20 protein-coding genes are annotated in these 17,902 nt (G+C 69.7%); 9 read left to right on the forward strand and 11 right to left on the reverse strand.

Going from position 1 to position 17,902, the window contains the following annotated elements; all coding sequences use genetic code 11:
• Nucleotides 1-92 precede the first annotated feature (92 nt).
• The gene (locus ACIQD6_RS31320) at nt 93-644 is read right to left on the reverse strand and encodes a bacterioferritin (RefSeq protein WP_401889022.1); all 552 of its coding nucleotides are present in this window, start codon (nt 642-644) and stop codon (nt 93-95) included.
• 553 nt (nt 645-1,197) lie between these two features.
• On the opposite strand from ACIQD6_RS31320, the gene ACIQD6_RS31325 reads away from it, so the two are divergent.
• Both ACIQD6_RS31325 and ACIQD6_RS31330 read left to right on the forward strand, forming a co-directional pair.
• A complete protein-coding gene (locus ACIQD6_RS31325) occupies nt 1,198-1,857 on the forward strand; it encodes an LAETG motif-containing sortase-dependent surface protein (RefSeq protein ID WP_401889024.1) in 660 nt (219 codons plus the stop codon).
• 492 nt (nt 1,858-2,349) lie between these two features.
• A complete protein-coding gene (locus tag ACIQD6_RS31330) occupies nt 2,350-3,420 on the forward strand; it encodes a PHP domain-containing protein (RefSeq protein ID WP_401889268.1) in 1,071 nt (356 codons plus the stop codon).
• 40 nt (nt 3,421-3,460) lie between these two features.
• Here ACIQD6_RS31330 and ACIQD6_RS31335 read toward each other — a convergent pair whose 3' ends face one another.
• The 5 genes from ACIQD6_RS31335 to ACIQD6_RS31355 all read right to left on the reverse strand — a co-directional run bounded on the left by ACIQD6_RS31335 (nt 3,461) and on the right by ACIQD6_RS31355 (nt 6,610).
• The gene (locus ACIQD6_RS31335; protein WP_401889026.1) at nt 3,461-4,135 is read right to left on the reverse strand and encodes an HAD family hydrolase; all 675 of its coding nucleotides are present in this window, start codon (nt 4,133-4,135) and stop codon (nt 3,461-3,463) included.
• 282 nt (nt 4,136-4,417) lie between these two features.
• Nucleotides 4,418-5,146, reverse strand: a complete 729-nt coding sequence (locus ACIQD6_RS31340) for an SRPBCC domain-containing protein (RefSeq protein ID WP_401889028.1) — start codon at nt 5,144-5,146, stop codon at nt 4,418-4,420.
• 96 nt (nt 5,147-5,242) lie between these two features.
• Nucleotides 5,243-5,914, reverse strand: a complete 672-nt coding sequence (locus ACIQD6_RS31345; protein WP_401889031.1) for an ArsR/SmtB family transcription factor — start codon at nt 5,912-5,914, stop codon at nt 5,243-5,245.
• Between the two features lie 139 nt (nt 5,915-6,053).
• Nucleotides 6,054-6,326, reverse strand: a complete 273-nt coding sequence (locus ACIQD6_RS31350) for a DUF4190 domain-containing protein (protein ID WP_401889034.1) — start codon at nt 6,324-6,326, stop codon at nt 6,054-6,056.
• 125 nt (nt 6,327-6,451) lie between these two features.
• Complete coding sequence (locus ACIQD6_RS31355; protein WP_401889036.1) at nt 6,452-6,610, reverse strand: hypothetical protein; 159 nt, start codon at nt 6,608-6,610, stop codon at nt 6,452-6,454.
• A 170-nt stretch (nt 6,611-6,780) separates the two neighbouring features.
• Between ACIQD6_RS31355 and ACIQD6_RS31360 the strand changes: the two genes are divergently transcribed.
• Nucleotides 6,781-7,407 carry a TetR family transcriptional regulator gene (locus ACIQD6_RS31360; RefSeq protein ID WP_401889039.1) on the forward strand — a complete coding sequence of 209 codons (627 nt, stop codon included), beginning with the start codon at nt 6,781-6,783 and terminating at the stop codon, nt 7,405-7,407.
• Nucleotides 7,408-7,429: 22 nt separating this feature from the next.
• On the opposite strand, the gene ACIQD6_RS31365 is transcribed toward ACIQD6_RS31360, so the two are convergent.
• Both ACIQD6_RS31365 and ACIQD6_RS31370 read right to left on the reverse strand, forming a co-directional pair.
• Nucleotides 7,430-7,969: a DUF6328 family protein gene (locus ACIQD6_RS31365; RefSeq protein WP_401889042.1), complete on the reverse strand. Its 540-nt coding sequence runs from the start codon at nt 7,967-7,969 to the stop codon at nt 7,430-7,432.
• A gap of 11 nt (nt 7,970-7,980) precedes the next feature.
• On the reverse strand, nt 7,981-8,352 hold the full coding sequence (locus tag ACIQD6_RS31370; RefSeq protein WP_401889044.1) for a VOC family protein: 372 nt from the start codon (nt 8,350-8,352) through the stop codon (nt 7,981-7,983).
• A 328-nt stretch (nt 8,353-8,680) separates the two neighbouring features.
• Between ACIQD6_RS31370 and ACIQD6_RS31375 the strand changes: the two genes are divergently transcribed.
• Nucleotides 8,681-9,523, forward strand: coding sequence for a PhzF family phenazine biosynthesis protein (locus tag ACIQD6_RS31375; protein WP_401889047.1), 843 nt, complete (start codon nt 8,681-8,683; stop codon nt 9,521-9,523).
• Between the two features lie 302 nt (nt 9,524-9,825).
• A complete protein-coding gene (locus ACIQD6_RS31380) occupies nt 9,826-11,040 on the forward strand; it encodes a trans-sulfuration enzyme family protein (protein ID WP_401889049.1) in 1,215 nt (404 codons plus the stop codon).
• On the opposite strand, the gene ACIQD6_RS31385 is transcribed toward ACIQD6_RS31380, so the two are convergent.
• Complete coding sequence (locus ACIQD6_RS31385; RefSeq protein ID WP_401889052.1) at nt 11,024-11,467, reverse strand: Lrp/AsnC family transcriptional regulator; 444 nt, start codon at nt 11,465-11,467, stop codon at nt 11,024-11,026. The two genes, ACIQD6_RS31380 and ACIQD6_RS31385, sit on opposite strands and share 17 nt — an antisense overlap.
• Before the next feature lie 170 nt (nt 11,468-11,637).
• Between ACIQD6_RS31385 and ACIQD6_RS31390 the strand changes: the two genes are divergently transcribed.
• The gene (locus tag ACIQD6_RS31390; RefSeq protein WP_401889055.1) at nt 11,638-12,936 is read left to right on the forward strand and encodes an amidohydrolase family protein; all 1,299 of its coding nucleotides are present in this window, start codon (nt 11,638-11,640) and stop codon (nt 12,934-12,936) included.
• Between the two features lie 102 nt (nt 12,937-13,038).
• Here ACIQD6_RS31390 and ACIQD6_RS31395 read toward each other — a convergent pair whose 3' ends face one another.
• Nucleotides 13,039-14,103 (reverse strand): NAD(+)/NADH kinase, encoded by a 1,065-nt coding sequence (locus ACIQD6_RS31395; RefSeq protein WP_401889058.1) that lies wholly within the window; start codon nt 14,101-14,103, stop codon nt 13,039-13,041.
• A 311-nt stretch (nt 14,104-14,414) separates the two neighbouring features.
• Here ACIQD6_RS31395 and ACIQD6_RS31400 point away from each other — a divergent pair, with 311 nt between their 5' ends.
• A complete protein-coding gene (locus ACIQD6_RS31400; protein ID WP_401889061.1) occupies nt 14,415-15,377 on the forward strand; it encodes a PRC and DUF2382 domain-containing protein in 963 nt (320 codons plus the stop codon).
• Between the two features lie 127 nt (nt 15,378-15,504).
• Nucleotides 15,505-15,822, forward strand: a complete 318-nt coding sequence (locus ACIQD6_RS31405) for a hypothetical protein (RefSeq protein ID WP_401889064.1) — start codon at nt 15,505-15,507, stop codon at nt 15,820-15,822.
• A 381-nt stretch (nt 15,823-16,203) separates the two neighbouring features.
• Here the strand turns inward: ACIQD6_RS31405 and ACIQD6_RS31410 are convergent, their stop codons facing one another.
• Entirely contained in the window at nt 16,204-16,872 is a 669-nt protein-coding gene (locus ACIQD6_RS31410; RefSeq protein WP_401889066.1) for a hypothetical protein, read from the reverse strand.
• Between the two features lie 420 nt (nt 16,873-17,292).
• Here ACIQD6_RS31410 and ACIQD6_RS31415 point away from each other — a divergent pair, with 420 nt between their 5' ends.
• Nucleotides 17,293-17,877, forward strand: a complete 585-nt coding sequence (locus ACIQD6_RS31415; RefSeq protein WP_401889069.1) for a TMEM165/GDT1 family protein — start codon at nt 17,293-17,295, stop codon at nt 17,875-17,877.
• Nucleotides 17,878-17,902 lie beyond the last annotated feature (25 nt).

Consider the following 17,902-nt stretch of genomic DNA (forward strand, 5'->3'; position numbering starts at 1 on the left):
CGCGTCATGCGGGACGCCCCCGCACATGCCGCCGGAGCGACCGTGCGGGGGCGTCGTGGGGCGTCACCCGTTCCGTATGCGGTGGCCCGGTGTCAGGACCGGCCGCCCACGGCCTTCGGCAACCGCTCCAGCAGCCCCCTCAGGTCGTCGGCGTGCTCCTCCTCCTGCGCGAGCAGGTCCTCGAACACCCGGCGGGTGGTGGGATCCCCCTCGCCCAGCCACTGGGCGATCTCCGTGTACGACGCGATGGCCACGCGTTCCGCCACCAGGTCTTCCTTGATCATCTCGATCAGATCCGCACTCGCGTCGTACTGCGCGTGGGAGCGCCGGGTCAGTGTGTCCGGGTTGAAGTCGGGCTCACCGCCCAGCTGTACGATCCGCTGCGCCAGCCGGTCCGCGTGCTCCTGCTCCTCCTGGGCGTGCTCCAGGAACTCCGCGGCGACCGGCTCGGAGTACAGCCCCGTCGCCGTGTAGTAATGCCGTTTGTACCGCAGGGTGCAGACGATTTCGGTGGCCAGCGCCTCGTTCAGCACCTGGAGGACGCGCTCGACGTCGGCGCCGTACGCCTCCGTCACCGGGCCTTTCTCGATCTCCTTGCGCGCCCGCGCCCGGATCGTCTCGATGTCGGTGAGGAACTCGGCCATGACCGTGCACTTCCTTCCGTACCCGAAGAGCGTTGCTTGAGTGACCCTTCGCCTGCCCCCTCCCTTCCCCGTACACGCGCGGGCCTCTGTCGTTCGCGTACCCGACTCATCCACACGGCCCTACCGGCGCTGCCCTGCCGGCAGGCGTTCCGCCGCGCGGGAAGCGGGGCCTCTCCCGGCCACCGCCCTGGCCTGAATCGCTCGTTCCGGGAGCAACGGGGAACTCCCGTCCGATTATTGACGGAGTTTTTGCCCGGACAGCGATGAGCCGCCTTGTTTGTGGGCAGGGAAGCTCGCTTCTTCCACCCAAATCCCCGCAAGAAAGGGCGTCATCAGGGATGACGGCATGATCCGGCCGACGGCCTGATGTGATCATGGTCGCCCTTCACACCCTCTCCACATGGCGTGCGGGCCGCCGTTGGGCGAGTCAGCAGGTCCATGAGGCTTGTGAAGAGGCTGAGTTGGGTGGGGTGGGTTGATACGTCTCACTCGGATGGCGGTACTGTGCGCGCGCGCCGTCATCGTGGGCGGCGCGGTTATCGCGGAGGAATTTGTGACTCTATTCAGAGGATCATGGCGGCGCAGAAGCGCCCTCATTACGGTCGCGGCGGCGGGTGCGCTCAGTGTCGGCCTGTCGGCCACGCCCGCGTTCGCGCACACACCGACGTGGACGGTGACCTGCTCCGAGGTGAGCCTCGACCTGACCGCCTACGGCAACAGTGACAAGAACACGGTGACGGTCACCGTGGACGGCAAGGACCTGCTGCCCACGACGAACTTCAAGAACGACTTCCACAAGAAGCTCGAACTGCCCGCGCACAAGAGCGAGCTGAAGATTCACCTGAGTGTGAAGGCCGCTGACGGCGACCAGTTCTCGAAGGAGGACGACAAGACAGCGCCGGTGTGCGAGGAGAGCACCCCGCCGCCGTCGACGGCGACCCCGACGCCCTCGGAAACACCGCCCGAGGAGACGGCCACGCCCACTCCCTCGCCGACCGGCGAGACCAGTGAGCCCAGCAAGCCGAGTGAGCCCAGCGAGTCCGACTCGGCTCCCGCGGTTCCCTCGTCGCAGCCGAGCCCGGCCGGGGACGACCTCGCCGAGACCGGTTCCTCCAGCGCCACGCCGATGATCGCCGGTGCCGCCGGTGTCGTCCTGGCCGCCGGAGCGGGCATCGTCTGGGCCGCCCGTAAGCGTCGCAGCGCTCAGAGCTGACCCACCGCTCCACGCACCACCCGCCGCCACGACCGGATCGGCCGTGACCCGGCTCGCCGCCCCGGCCCCGCCACCATGTCGGACGTCACCCAGGACTCCACCGCCACCACTCGGCGGACCTGGTAGGCGATCACCCGGACAGGCATGGACCGAAAGGCAGCTCGCCCTCCGGGGCGTGTCTCTCGGACTCCATACGACAGGGGCCGTGCGCGTCGTCGAGCCTGCCGACGGTGCGAAACAAGGTCCGGTCGAGGCCGGCCCCGAGGACTGTACGAACCGGGTGTCCCGACCTCAGGGACGGGACACCCGGTTCGTGCTCCCCCGGCAGTGTGAGGCCCCGCGACGTTCCTCGTCCGCGGGGCCTCATCGTGTTTCCCGTCCCACGTTCGTTTCCCGGCACACGGCCGGCACACGGCCGGCACACGCGGGATGCACCGCCCGGCGACGGCGCGGACAATGAGCGGGAAGCCGACCGACACATTGGGGGCGCCCATGGATCCGGTGGAGGCTCTCGAAAGGATCGCCTTTCTGCTGGAGCGCTCGCGGGCCGAGACCTACCGCGTCCAGGCGTTCCGTACAGCCGCCACGATCGTGGCGGACATGGACCCCGACGATGTCGCGCGCCGCGCCGCGGCCGGCACCCTGGGCCGGGTGCGCGGGATCGGCCCCAAGACATCACAGGTCGTGGAAGCGGCGCTGGCGGGTTCCGTACCGGAGTATCTGGAGCGGCTGGAGCGGGAGGCCGGTGCTCCGCTCACCGAGGGCGGACACGAGCTGCGTGCCGCGCTGCGCGGAGACTGCCACCTGCACTCCGACTGGTCGGACGGCGGCAGCCCCATCGAGACGATGGGACGTACGGCAGCCGCACTCGGGCACGATTGGGCCGTGCTCACGGACCACTCCCCCCGGCTCACCGTCGCCGGGGGTCTGACGGCGCAACGGCTGCGCGAGCAGCTCGACGTGATCGCCCAACTCAACGAACGGTGGGCTCCGTTCCGGCTGCTCACCGGTATCGAATGCGACATCCTCCCCGACGGTTCGCTGGACCAGGAACCGGAGTTGCTCGACCGGCTGGACGTGGTGGTGGCATCCGTCCACTCGAAGCTGCGCATGGACGCCGCCGCGATGACCCGGCGCATGATCGCGGCGGTGCGCGATCCGCTGACCGATGTGCTCGGACACTGCACCGGGCGCCTGGTGACGGCGCACCAGGGAGCGGGCCGCAGGGCGGGCCGGGGCCGGCAGGACGGCAGCCGGCCCGAGTCCGAGTTCGACGCGGAGGCGGTGTTCGAGGCCTGCGCCGCGTCCGGTACGGCCCTGGAGATCAACAGCCGGCCCGAGCGGCTGGATCCGCCCCGCCGACTGCTGCGCCAGGCCGTGGCGGCCGGGGTCTTCTTCGCCATCGACACGGACGCCCACGCGCCCGGGCAGCTCGACTGGCAACTCCTCGGCTGCGCGCGGGCCGAGGAGTGTGACGTACCGGTTGAGCGTGTCATCAACACCTGGACGGCGGAGCAGTTGCTGGAGTGGACACGGTCCCGGGAGGCACCGGCACCGCGATGAGCCGAGCTGCCCTCATGCCCCTCACTGCCCCCCATGCCCCTCAGTGCTCCTCCAGCTCCGCGAACAGACTGGTGTCGAGCTGGGCGAGCAGGTCGATGGCATCCTCGTAGACCTCACGCGCTCCGGTGGACTCCAGTGCGGCGCGCGGGATTCCGCCCGACAGCAGAGCGACGGCGCGCACACCGGCGCGTGACGCCGCCTCCATGTCCCAGACGGTGTCTCCGACGAACACCGCCCGCTCCGCGGGCACCCCGGCCAGATCCAGTGCCCGGTGTACCGGGTCCGGGGCGGGTTTGCCCTCGGCCACACTCTGTCCGCCGACCGTACCCGTGATGACGTCGTCGGCGTCGATCGCCCGGCGCAGCGCGGTCAGTTCGGCCTCCTCCGCCGATGTGGCGAGCACGATCCGCCAGCCGCGGTCGGCCAGCGACCGCAGGAGATCCCCCGCCCCGTCGAACGCGGGCAGCCGGTCGAAATAGGTCCCGTACAGCGTGGTGTGCGCCGCGATGATCTCCGCGTCCTGGTCGCGGTCGCGTTCGTCACCGAGCAGATGCGCGATGAGGTCGCCGGAACCGAGGCCGACAGCCCGGTGGATCGCGGACATCCGTACCGTGTGCCCGGCCTGGTGGAACGCCTCCCACCAGGTGGTCACATGGAGGTGATTGGTGTCGACGAGGGTCCCGTCGATGTCGAACAGTGCCGCGCGCGTCGCCATGGGTTGTCCGTTCCCGTTCCGGTCGGGCATCAGGGGCTCAAGGGGCTCAGAGCCTCGGACACCGGGCCCCGGTCCCCCTCTCGATCATGCCGCCTTCCCCGGTCCGGAACATCTCGTACGCCGTCGGCGCCGGCTCCTGAGAGCCGTCCGGGTGAGGCTCCCGAGCCGTACCGCGAGAGTGCCACCGGCCTTCGGCCGGGCGAGTGAACTCCGGCGGTCGGCCCCACGCCTCGTAAAGCCTGCTGTCGGACCCCGTCCGACAGCCCGCCCGCTGCCCGCCGGTTACGAGAACAGGCCGTTGAGCCGGCTCTGCCACACGCTCTCGATCCGCTTGGCGTCGGCGCCGGGAGCGAAGTCGTGCACGCTGATTCCGACCGGTGCGCCGAAGTGGTTCCTGCCGAACAGCCGGTACATCGCCGTGTCGGTGCGCAGCCCGACGAAGTACGCGTCGCGGTAGTCGACAACGGCGTCGGCCGGCCCCACACCGGGCAGGTCGACCCGTACGGTGGTGCCCTCCGTGGCGTCGTCCGGCAGCCCGAGCCCCCGGCTCAGCACCTCGAACGCACCCGGCGCGCTGGAGGCCGCAGGGCCGTCGGCGCCGGCGAAGACGGCGGACCGCCCCGTGAAGTGCAGCAGGAACTGCCGCAGTGTGTGCAGGTAGAAATCGGTGTGCTTGTCGGCACCGTCGTACTGGTTGTCCCAGTCGTCGACGAAGATGCCGCTGTGGACGTAGCGCACCCAGGAACCGCCGCCTTCGCGCGGTCTGATGACGTGGTCGAGCTGATTGAGCGGCTGTCCCGGCACATCTTCGGGATTCTCGACGCGGCCCGTCATCCGCCTCGGTGGGTCCCACGCGGTGACGGTGCCGCCGAACGGCGCGGATCCGCCCTCGCGGGGCTCGTACTCCATGGGCCACAACCAGGCCGCCGTACCGGTGGTGATCGCTTCCCAGACCTGCTCCGGGCTCGCGTCGACCTCGAACTCACGGACGATCTCGAATTCCTTGGACATGGTGACTCCTTGAGAGGCGCGCTCGGGCGCGTGGACGAAATGCCGGAAGTCTCGGGGCGTGTCCGAACGTAGGGGACGGAACGCCCTTGAGCGGTGTCATGGCGAGGCCGGCCCGGCGAGCTCCGGTCTCGTACCGTCCCGCCCGTCGGACCCGCTCGGTCCGTCCGGTTTGACGGTCGGCCCGTCCGGTTTGACGGTCGGGTGGAGCGCCACGACAAGCCGGTGGTCGCGCCCGCCTTCCGCGTGCTCGTCGTGGTATTTGGCGATCAGCGCGCCGACGCCCTGGGTCAGCTCTTCGACGAACGCGGCCCGGTCGGCCGCGGACGCGAAGCGAACCTCACCGTCGAGCGCGTAGGTCGCGAGGCGCTTGCGGGCCTTCGTCGCACCGGTGATGAGTGTGCCCACGTCCCGTACGAGCCGCGCCGCGACCGCGAGCAGCCAGCGCGCGGAGAGCTGGTCGCGGAAGCGGGCCGGGTCGGGCTGCACCGCGGCCAGGGCGAGCGGCGAGATGACGTACGAGGCGGCGGTGGCACGCATCAGCCGTTCGGTGACATTGCCCTTCCTCCGCTCACCGGCCAGCTCGACCAGGCCGTGCCGTTCCAGGGCCTTGAGGTGGTAGTTCACCTTCTGCCGGGGCAGGCCCACCCGCCCGGCGAGCATCGTCGCCGATGCGGGCCCGCCGGCCAGCTCGGCCAGCAGCCGGGCTCTCATGGGGTCCAGCGAGACGGCAGCTGCCGCCGCGTCCTCGATCACGGTCACGTCCAACATGGCTCCACCATCCCACCGACAACTTTTTTTGTCCAGAGCTATCAAGTTGTCGGTGAAACAACGGAAAAGCCAGTGCCGGCAGCGTCGTACGCCGCCGGCACCGGCCTGGAACTCACTGCCGCACTGTGGTCACACGGCCTCAGCCGCCGAGACTCCAGGACACCGTGTGGTCCGCGCCGATGAGCACGGCGAGGACCACGAGGTCGGCCACCCCGAGGGACAGCCCGAGGAGGGCGCGCCCCCTGCGCGCGGTGCCGCGCCGGAGAGCGAGACCCGCGAGGACGATGGCGATCGGCCCGAGCAGGAGATTCATCACCAGCAGGCCGAGGAGCCCGAGGACGAACGACGCGACGGCCATGCCGTCCGCGTCACGGACACCTGCCCCCCTGCGGGCTGGAGCGGTGAGAGTCATGAGGCCGGGGCTCCTTTCGGGGTGTTCCGGGGCCGCCCGTACGGCACGACCCCGGCCGGGATTCGGCGGGGGCTCGGTGGGGTTACGGCCCGCATCCGATCGGCGGTGATCACTGTCGGGCACGGTCAGGACCGGTGATGACGGGCCCGGCGCTCCCTGGCGGCGAACACGAGCAGCCAGCCGCCGATGCAGACAGCGGCGATCAGGGCGGTCTGGACCGAGACATGCGCCACCGAGCCCAGCAGCAGCCCCATGAGAAGCAGAGCCGCGACGAGGAAGATCATGAATGCCTCCTTATGAGCTTATGAACTCACGGGCGAACAGGAGCGAACAGGAACGGGACGGACGAGTGGGACAGCGAAGGGGAGCGAGCGGATAATTTGCGAGTACAGTTGTTCACTGACTCCTCAGTCTACGGTTCCCTTCGCCGGAGAACGGTTGTTTACTGAATGGCATGAGTCACACCCACGGCATCCGTCAGGCCCAGAAACAGAAAACCCGTCAGGCGCTGCTGGACGCGGCGCTGGTGCTCCTGGAGGAGCAGGGCCTCAGCAGCCTCGGGCTGCGTGAGGTGACCCGGGCCGTCGGTGTGGCCCCGACCGCCTTCTACCGGCACTTCCGGGACATGGCCGACCTCGGTCTGGCTCTGGTCGAGGAGGCTCTCGGCGCCCTGCACGGAACGATCAGCGGCACCCTCACCGATACGGACAGCTCCGACGAGCGGATCGACGCCAGCGTCGATGTGATCGCGCGTCATGTCCACTCCCATCCCGCTCATGTCCGGTTCATCGCACGCGAGAGGCATGGCGGGGTCCGGCAGGTACGGGCGGGCATAGCGGCCCAGCTGCGCCGCTTCTCCGCCGAGGTGGCGGCAGCCCTCGCCGTCCAGCCCGGGTCGGCGGGCTGGAGCGAGGACGACCTGCGGATGCTGGCCGACGTCTACGTCGACCACATGGTGATGACGGCCTCCGCGTTCCTCGACGCCGCGGAGGAGGGACCGGACGCCGAGGAGCGTGTGGCGCGTGTGGCACGCCGTCAGCTGCGCCTGATCAGCCTCGGCCGCCACCACTGGCTCGACTGACGCGCGTCGGGCAACGGCGTGGTCAGCCCCGTAGCCGCCGGTCCCGGGGCCCGCCGGACTCGCCGGACTCGCCGTCCGGACGCGACGTGTGGCGAGCCAGGACGGGAAACACGCCCCAGCACAGGACGAACCACGCGACCATGACGCCGACCAGCCACAGCGCGAGGGTGTCGGCCACCGCCAGCCGGAGGATGAGCAACAGGGCCGACGCCATCGTGCAGAGCAGGAGTACCAGCCCGACGATGGTCAGCCGGGACGCCCAGGTGACCATCTGCGGCTTCAGCCGACGGCCGGTCAGCAGCCGGTGGATGGACACCGGGCCGATGAGCGCACCGACCGCCGCCGCGCCCAGCATCACCGTGACGGTGTAGATGTCCCGGTCGGTGTCGGACAGTGCGGTGAACCGCTGCTGGAAGACGACCGTGAGCAGGAAGCCGAACAGAATCTGCACCCCGGTCTGGGCCACGCGCAGTTCCTGGAGCAGTTCCGTCCAGAGCCGGTCCGCGCGTTCCTCGACGGTCTCGTGGCGCCCGCGGTCGGGGCCACCCGCTTGCGGAGGCATACCGGCGGCCGTCATTCGCGGCAGAGACAGAACGGATGCCCGGCCGGGTCGGCGAAGACGCGAAAGCCTCGTTGCCCATCGTTGTCGTCGAGATCGAGCGGTACGGCGCCGAGGGCGAGGACCTGCTCCTGAGCGGTGTCCATGTCCGGCACGGTGAAATCCAGATGGAGCTGCTGGGAATCGTGATCGGCCCGGGGCCAGGACGGCGGACGATGGCCGGGGGCGCGCTGGAAGGCGATCCGTGTACCGCCCGGGACGTACAGGTCGTACCAGACCTCGTTGTACCGCCGCACCTCACCGCCCAGTACGGCGGCGTAGAAACGGGCCAGTGATTCCGGCTCCGGACAGTCCAGGGCCACCAGTTGGTAGGTCGCGATCGCCATACGGCTCTCCTCTGTGTCTCGACATGCGTCGGCACCTGTCCATCGCTGCCTGCCCGTCGAGTCCGGCGAGCGGGTCGGGCCCTTCTCTTCTCACCGTGAAACTCTCCTCACCGTAAACCGCCGGCGCACATCCGTCCCGCCCACGCTCCAGGGGCCGGCATTCGCTCGATCTCACCGGCACCTCATCCTCAAGTCCCGGCCGGCCAGTCCACTTTGCCGAAACTGGCTATGGCCCCACCGCACCGGCGTCCGTTGGCATGGAACCGCTTCCGCCGACGCGTGAACACGCGGAATCCACCGCAGCCGCTCCCGAAAGGCCATGATGACCATGCCTCGCACACGCGCGTTCGTACAGGTCGACGTGTTCTCCACGAGCCCCTTTCTCGGCAACCCGGTCGCGGTCGTCCTCGACGGGGTGGACGTGACCGACGAGGAGATGCAGCGCGTGGCGCGTTGGACCAATCTGTCCGAGACCACGTTCGTGCTGCCCGCCACCGTCCCGGAGGCGGACTACCGGCTACGCATCTTCACGCCCCGGAGTGAGCTGCCGTTCGCCGGCCACCCCACCCTCGGCTCCGCGCGCGCCTGGCTGGACGGCGGCGGCGTGCCGCGGCACCCCGACCGCATCGTGCAGCAGTGCACCGCCGGCCTGGTCACCGTTCGCCGCGGCGACGGCGTTCTGTCCTTCGCCGCCCCGCCGCTGGTCCGCACGGGCGCGCTCGACGACGCATGCCTGAAGCGGACAGTCGCCGCGTTCGGCATCGGCCATGACCGTGTCCTCGCCCACCAGTGGGTCGACAACGGACCCGGCTGGGCCGTGCTCCACCTGCCCACGGCCGAAGAGGTCCTCGCCCTCGAACCCGACCTCTCCCTCATCCCGGACGCCATGGTCGGCGCGATCGGGGCCTACCCCACCGGTTCCTCGCACGACTTCGAGATGCGCACCTTCGCCCCCCGCTGCGGAGTGGCCGAAGACCCTGCCTGCGGCAGCATGAACGCTGCCGTCGGACAGTGGCTCACCACCACCGGCACCGCCCCCTCCACCTATCGGGTCTCACAAGGCACGAGGCTGGGACGGGCCGCGACCATCGAGATCACCACCGGCACGGACGGCACCGTCTGGGTGAGTGGTGCCACGACCGTCTGCGTCCGCGGCAGCATCGCACTGTGACCGGCCCGCTGCCCGCGCCCCGGAAGTGGTCCCTTGAAGCGCGGACAGGGGTGCCGCCGACGGGCCGACCCGGGCGGCGAGTTCGGAGTCGGTCATCCGCCCGCGTCCCTCGGGGCACGGGCGGATGACTGCCCTGTCCATCGCGTCCAATGAGCACAGGATTGCTCGATTCCTCCCTCTAGCACAATCCAACGCCTTGATACGGCGCAATATGCTGCCAATATTGCTGAGGTTGGTTCGCTTCGACGCACCCGTCGGCCACGCTTGACGGCGTCACACCGATGAACCACGAAAGGGCAACCATGCCGGGCAGCAGCACAGTCACCGTTCACGCCGATCGCGAGGTCCGTCCGAGCCGTGCCGTGGCACCGCCCATCTACCAGACGGCGGCGTTCTCCGCCGCGGACGCGGAGACGTTCGCCCAGGCCGCGGTCGACCGGCGGGGCCAGGACTTCTACACCCGCTTCGGCAATCCGAACCATGCCCAGGTCGCGTCCGTCGTGGCGGAACTGGAGCACACCGAGGCGGCCATGGTCACCGCGTCCGGGATGGCCGCGCTCACCACCGCCGTGCTGGCGCTGGTGTCCGCCGGTGACCATGTCATCGGGCAGCGGTCCACCTACGGCGGTACGGCGTCGGTGCTGCTGAACCTGCTGCCGCGACTGGGTGTGTCGACCACCCTGGTGGACCAGACGGACCCGGAGGCGTTCGAAAAGGCGCTGACCTCGCGGACCCGTCTGATCCTGGTGGAGTCCCCGAGCAATCCGCTGCTCCAGATCACCGACCTGCGCGCCGTCGTGGAACTGGCCCGCGCGCACGACGTACTGACCATGGCGGACAACACCTTCGCCACTCCGCTGAACCAGCGCCCGGCGGACTTCGGCATCGATCTGGTCTGGCACAGCGCGACCAAGTACCTCAACGGCCATACCGACGTGTCCGCCGGAGTGCTGGCGGGCCCGGCGGAGCTCCTGGACCGGATCTGGGACGTCGGCCTGCTCACCGGTGCCGTCCTCGGCCCGTTCGACGCGTGGCTGCTGTTGCGCGGAATGCGTACCCTTCCGCTGCGGATGCCCCGGCACAACGCCAACGGCCAGGCCCTCGCGGAGGCCCTGCACGACCACCCCGCCGTGAGCCGTGTGCACTATCCCGGCCTGGCATCCCACCCGCAGCACAAACTGGCCACAAGCCAGATGAGCGGTTTCGGCGGGGTGCTCAGCGTCGAGTTCGCCGGCGGCTTCGAGACGGCCGACGCGTTCCTCGGCCAACTGCGCTACGCCCGCCGGTCGGCCAGCCTCGGCGGCGTGGAATCCCTGGCCGTACACCCCGCGTCCATGTGGCGGGGCATGCTCGACGAGGACCAGATCGCCGCCTCGGTCCCGCCGGGCCTGGTCCGACTGGCCGCCGGCACGGAGGACACGGCCGACCTGGTCACCGACGCACTCGCCGCGGCCGACGCGGTGGCCTCCGACTCCGGGCGCGACGGAGATGGTCCGGCATTCACGGAGTGTGGGTAGAGAGCGTCTTCATCGTGACGTAGCTGCTCACCGTGGCGACGCCGGGAAGGTCGGCCAGCCGGTTGGCGTGGAAGTCCTCATAGGCGAGCAGGTCGGCGACCTCGACCTGAAGCAGGTAGTCGTAGTTGCCGGTGACGTGATGGACGTGGACCACCTCGGTCAGTTGGATGACAGCGCGTTCGAACGCGGCCACGTCGCCGCGATTGTGCCTCATGAGCCGGACACCGGCGAACACACGGAGGCTGCGGCCGAGGGCCGCGGGGTCGATCTCCGCCCGGTAGCCGCGGATCACTCCGGCTTCCTCAAGCCGGTGCACGCGCCGCAGGCAGGGTGACGGCGACAGACCGACCCTGGTGGCGAGCTCGGCGTTGCTGATCCGCCCGTGCTTTTCGAGCACGGCGAGGATGGACCGATCCACATCATCCATAAGGGCAGAGTATTGCTCACTCTCCTCACGTACCACAATCCAATGCCTTTCCCCGGCGCAATTTCCTGCCAAAGTTGCCGAGATCGCCGTAGGCCGACGTGCTGATCAGCAACACTTGACCGAGTCATCAGTTCGGACAAACAACCCATATTCGTGGAGGAGTTTTTCACATGAGGATCCTGCTCACCGGCGGCACCGTGGTCAGCATGGACCCGGCTGTCGGCGATCTCGAACGCGGTGACGTGCTGATCGAGGACGGCGTGATCGTCGAGGTGGCCGAGGCGGTCGAGGCTCCGGACGCCGAGACGATCGACGCGACCGACCGGATCGTCATGCCCGGCTTCGTCGACACCCATCGGCACACCTGGCAGACCGCGTTCCGCGGCGTCGGCGCCGACTGGACCTTCCCCGAGTGGGCCGCGGCGATGCACCACACGCTGAAGCCGCAGTACCGGCCCGAGGACGTCTACCTGGGCACACTGCTCGGCCGACTGGAGGCCCTCCACTCCGGTGTGACCACGATGCTGGACTGGTTCCACTGCGCGCAGAGCTCCGAGCACGCGGACGCCGCGGTCGCGGCGCTGCACGACACAGCCGGACGATCGGTCTTCTGTCACGGCGCGGGATGGGGCACCACCGGCTCGGTCGAGGCCGAGATCCGCCGTGTGCGCTCCGCGCTTCCCGGGAACGGCCTGGTCACCATGTCGTTCGGGCTGCGTGGTGCGGAGGACACCTCCATGGACACCGTCGCCGAGGAGCTGAAGTTGGCGGCCGAACTCGGCCTGCGGACCAGCCTGCACGTCGAGTCCGACGGCACCCGGCGCCCGATCGCCGACCTCCATGAGCACGGTCTGCTGCGGGACACGACGACGTTCGTGCACGCCAACGGGCTCGGTGACGACGAGCTGCGGATGCTCGCCGACGCCGGCAGCTCGGTGTCGATCAGCCCGGACGTCGAGTTGAAGATGGGGTTCGGCTGGCCGATGACCGGCCGGATGCTGGCCGCCGGCCTGCGCCCGACACTCTCCGTCGATGACGTCCCGTCCGTCGGCGGCGACATGTTCGCCGCCATGCGTACCGCCTTCGTGGTCCAGCGCGGCCTGGACGGTGGCCTCAACTCCCGGGACCTGCTGGAGTTCGCCACCGTCGACGGCGCCCACGCACTGGGACTCGCCGCCCACACGGGCAGCCTCACGCCGGGCAAGGCCGCCGATGTGATCCTGCTGCGTACCGACGACATCACCGTGCTCCCGGTCACCGATCCGGCCGGCACGATCGTCGCGGCCGGTCACCCCGGCCTGGTCGACACGGTTCTCGTCGCGGGCCGCGTCGTCAAGCGGGACGGCGTGCTGGTGGACGTGGACCTGCCCGCGCTGAAGGCACGACTGGTGGATTCCCGGGACAAGGTCGCAGCGGCCGCCGGTGTCCCGCTCGACGGCACCTGGCGTCCACAGCCGAAGGCGGCGTGAACGCACGAGCCGGAGTCCCCGCTCCGCTCGGTCCATCTCGTACTGCCTGACGCAGCAGGCGAGAACCTGCCGCGCGTTGTGCCACCGGCACACGCCGCTGTGTCAGTGGCGGTCCGGAGGCGGTGGGAGCCGCAGATGGGCCAGATCGTCCGGCACCGGACTGTCGGGGCGGAAGAGCGGGGCCGCCTGGCCGTCGGCCGCCGTGGCGGGTGCGTCGGTGAGCCGGAAGCGCTCGCGCAGTCTGCTGTAGAAGTCGGTCGGCCCCAACCGGACCAGCCGCAGCCGGTACTTGGCCCCGTACACACCGATCCAGTCCCCCGGGTCCAGCACGCCCCGCAGCTGGCCGTCGATGCTCACCGCCACCTGCCCGGAGTGCGGCAGCACCCGTAGCGCGACCGGCTCGTCGGGGGCGGCCACCACCGTCCGGTCGAAGGTCATGTGCGGGGCCACCGGGGTGAAGACCACGGCGTCCATGTGCGGGGAGAGCACCGGTCCACCGGCCGCGAAACTGTAGGCCGTCGAGCCGGTCGGGGTGGCCACGATGACGGCGTCCGCCGAGTACGAGGCGAGGAGACGGCCGGCGAGATAGACCCCGAGGGCGGCTTGCCGGTCACGGGCGAGCTTCTCCAGAACGATGTCGTTGACGGCGATCACGTCCAACGCCACCCCCCAGCCCTCGCCTTCGGTGGTGTCGGGACGGACCTGAGGCGGCGGCAGCGTGGGGCCGCGTCCGTAATGGAGCAGCGCCTCCATACCGGGCGGGATCTCCAGCCCGCGTGAGGCCCGCAGGGTGAGAGTCATCCGTTCCTCGATCGTGGCGCGGCCCCCTCCGACCGCGTCCAGGGCCCGCGTGACCTCCTCGGCGGGTACCTCGGTCAGGAAGCCGACCCGGCCCAGATCGACACCGAGCACCGCGGCGCCGTTCTTGGCGGCGATCCGCGCCCCGCGCAGGAAGGTGCCGTCACCGCCGAGGGTGACGACAAGATCCGGGTTGCCCGCCGACGAGGCCTCCTCCTGGCCGCCGAGGCGCGGTTCGTGCTCCCTCCACACATCGACTTCCTTGCACGGGACACCCCGCGCGTGGCACCAGGCGTGAACGGCGCGGGCCACCTCGACGGCCGCCGGGCGGCCCTGGTGGACCACCAGACCGATACGTTCCACAGGCATGCTCATGCTCTCCGTACGTCCGGTTCCCAGGATCCGTCCGCTCGGTCGGTCACGCACCCCCAGACGGCCGGGGGGGAGACGAGTAGCAGTCGACACCCAGCCGAGGTTCACCCGAATGGCGGATACCACTGACTGGGCGCCATCTGCCGTGAATGCTGCACGAACAGCGGACCGGAGCGATGCCACCACGGTGTCCGGGGTCTCCCCCGGTTGCCACCGCCCCCGGACGGATGCGCGATGGAAATGTGCGCGCCTGACCGTGAGGGGCCTATCCCGCAGACGCGCTTCCCCCACGCGAGGAGTGATCGCTGATGTCAGCCGATGGCGTGTTCGACAACCCCAGCAGGCTCAACGGACTGAGCGTGTACGACAAGGACGGTGACAAGGTCGGCACCGTCGGCCAGGTCTATGTGGGCGACCGCACGGGCCGTCCGGAGTGGGTGACCGTGAAGACCGGTCTGTTCGGTATGAAGGAGAGCCTCGTCCCGCTGTCCGGTGCCCGCCGCGCCGGTGAGGACATCCACGTGCCCTACGCCAAGGAGACCGTCAAGGAAGCACCGCGCCTGGACGCCGACGAGCATCTCGACCCCAGCCAGGAGAAGCAGCTCTACCAGCACTACGGCCTGACGGCCTCGGCCGCGGGGATCGGCACGGCCGCCGGTACCGCCGCCAGCACGGGCACGGGCACGGCCGCGGGCACGCGGACGGGAACCGGTACGACGACGGGCACCGCGAGGGGACGAGGGACGTCCACGGGCACGGGCATGCCCGCCGACTCCGGTGCGATGGCGGGCCGAAGCCGGGAGCGTACTCCGGCCGGGATGCGCGGTGGCATGCCCACCGAGGGCAAGGAGCAGCACGCCGAGGAACTCATCCGTTCCGAGGAGCAACTGCGGGTCAGCGCCGAGGAGCACGAGGTCGGCCACGCGCGGCTGCGCAAGGTCGTCGTGACGGAGGACGTGACCACTTCCGTACCGCTCAGCCACGAAGAGGTCCGCGTCATCCACGAGGCGATCGCTCCGGAGGACCGCGGCGGTTACGGCCGCTCCCGTATCGGCGAGGCCGAGACCGAAGTGGTCCTGCACGCCGAGGAAGCGGTGATCCGCAAGGAATCCATCCCCGTCGAACGCGTCCGCATGGAGACGGAGAAGGTGACCGAGCAGAAGGAGGTCTCCGCCGAGATCCGCAAGGAGCAGATCGAGTACGACACCGATCAGACCGCCAAGGGCATGGGCGGCAAGGACATGGGCGGCAAGCGCGGCCCCAGCCACTGACCCGGCCCGTACGAGGCACACCCGCCCCCGCCCACCACGTACGAGTGGCCGGCGGGGGCAGGCCGTCGATGCTCTCGCCGCGGAACTCGGCGGGCATGCCGGGCGAAGCTCGGGACAGGTGTGGAGTATGACCAGTTACGTAGTGACGATCCCCGGCACACTTCATGAACCGCTGACCGACGAGGCCCGGTTCACTCTGCTCGGCGCCCTCAGGCCCGTGGATCCGCAGAGCACCGATATCGGGGCGGCCGAGGAACTGGGGCTGCTCTCCGTGGACACCGAGCAGTCCAGGTTCACCGTCCACCTGGAAGTGGACGCCGACGATTCGAACACCGCCAAGGAGAACGCCCGGAGGATCGCGAGCAGCGCCTTCGAGAAGGCCGGCTACACGATGCGGAGCGCACCCCTCGGAGAACCTGTCATCACGGGTATCGACTCCGAATAGGGGGCGTACTCCGGAGTGTGCCGGACAACGGGCGCGGGGCAGGCGGCGCGGCCGGTACGGCGTCGGCCCGCGCCGTCTGCCCCGGTCGGCGACACCGCGAGGCGTCAGCGGACGGTGAGCGATCCCTTCATGAAGGGATGGATGGTGCAGATGCAGGCGTAGGTGCCCGCTTTGCCGGGCGCCGTGAAGGTGACCGTCCCTCCGGGGTCGAGGGTGCCGGTGTCGAAGGCTTGACGAATTGCCGCCGCCGTTGCTGTCGGAACAGCCGGCGAGGGTGGTCGTACAGACGGCGGCAAGGGCGGCGGCCAGGCGTACCCGGCCGGTGCCGTGCGGATACGACGGCATGGTTCCTCTCCGGGCCGTCGGGCCCGTGGGCCGAGATCAGTAGGCGCTGGCGCTCCCACCCGGGCTGGCGCCACTGCTGGCGCTCGAACTGGGGCTCCCACTGGAACTCCCGCTCGGGCTCGCGCTGGAACTGGCGCTCTTGGTCGGCAGCGGCGTGATGATCTTCTTGCCGTTGACGCCGAGGACGTACCACTTGGCGCCGAAGGCGTTCAGCCCCTGGCCCTTGAAATCACCGGGCTTCTTGTCCTGCTCGAACGTGTACAGGGGGACACCGTTGTACGTGACCTGCTTCTTGCCGTCGCTGCGGGTGATGGTGGACAGCCAGCCCGCGTTGACACCCCCGGTGCCCGCCGACGGCTTGCCGCTGACGATCAGGGGCGGCCAGTCCGTGGCGCACTCTCCCGAACAGTTGGACTTGTTCTTCTTGTCCGCTTCGAAGAGGTAGAGGGTGTGGCCCTTGCCGTTGACCAGGACCTTCCCCAGCGGCCCGGACATGGCGGACACCTTGCCCACGTCCACCGAAGCAGAAGGCGACGGCGAAGTGCCCATGGACGCCGACCCGGAGGCCTCCACATAGTCCGCGGGCTCCTCGGACTTCGACGCGGCCGATCCGCTGCCGCCGTTGTCGGAACATCCGGCGAGCGCCGCGGCACACAGTACGGCCGCGGCCACAGCGGTGGCCGCTGTCCTGGTGTTGCTCCTCATCAAGGCTCCTCAAGATCCAGCCGCCCGACGGGCAGCACTCCGACCGCCCGATAGCGGCCGTACGACCCACTACACGACACCGCCCGATACCGGGCCACCGGACAGAGCCGTCCGGCGTACCCGGCCCCGGACGGGCGGGACGGGGCGGGATCGGCGTACGCCTCCGGATGCCCCGATCGGGTGAGGTAGTGTGGGGGGCTGCGAAGGGGAGTAGCCCCGAAAACCGGTCGTCGACACACTGGAACCCCCGGGTTCCCGGTGGCCGGGCCCGCCGATCCGGCGGGTGGGCGAGACCTTCGGTCAGGCATCGACGTGCCCGCATCCGCGGACACCACCGTCATGCCGGGCCGAGTGGTCCTCCTGGCTCCTCCACGGTGCTTCGCGAAGATCCGGGCCCGGCCTTCAGAGAAAGCCATCCGGATGCATCTCGACCCCCTGGCGATCCTCACCGCCTTCGGGCTGATCTTCCTTGCGGAGCTCCCCGACAAGACCATGTTCGCGTCCCTCGCCATGGGAACGCGGATGCGCCCGCTGTACGTCTGGTTCGGTACGTCGACGGCGTTCATCGTGCATGTCGCCATCGCCGTCGGGGCGGGCGGTCTCCTCGGGCTCCTGCCCGACTGGATCGTCAAGCTCGTCTCCGCCCTCCTCTTCGCCTTCGGCGCCTTCATGCTGCTGCGCGGCGGGGATGACGACAACGACGAGGACAGCGAGACCAAGACCGTCACCGGCTTCTGGCCGGTCTATTCGACCGCCTTCATGGCCGTCTTCATCAGTGAGTGGGGCGACCTGACCCAGATCACCACGGCCAACCTCGCGGCCGGCAACGGTGCCTGGTCCACCGCCATCGGTTCGGCCGCGGCCCTCATGTCCGTCTCCGCCCTGGCCCTGCTGGCCGGCCGCTTCATCGCCACCCGGGTCCCACTGAAGACCGTGCAGCGCATCGGCGGCCTGTGCATGCTCGGTCTCGCCATCTGGTCCGTCGTCGAGATCTTCGTGGGCTGACGGACTACTGACGGACTACTGACGG

The sequence above is a fragment of the Streptomyces sp. NPDC088400 genome (genome assembly GCF_044753355.1).
GTDB lineage: Bacteria > Actinomycetota > Actinomycetes > Streptomycetales > Streptomycetaceae > Streptomyces.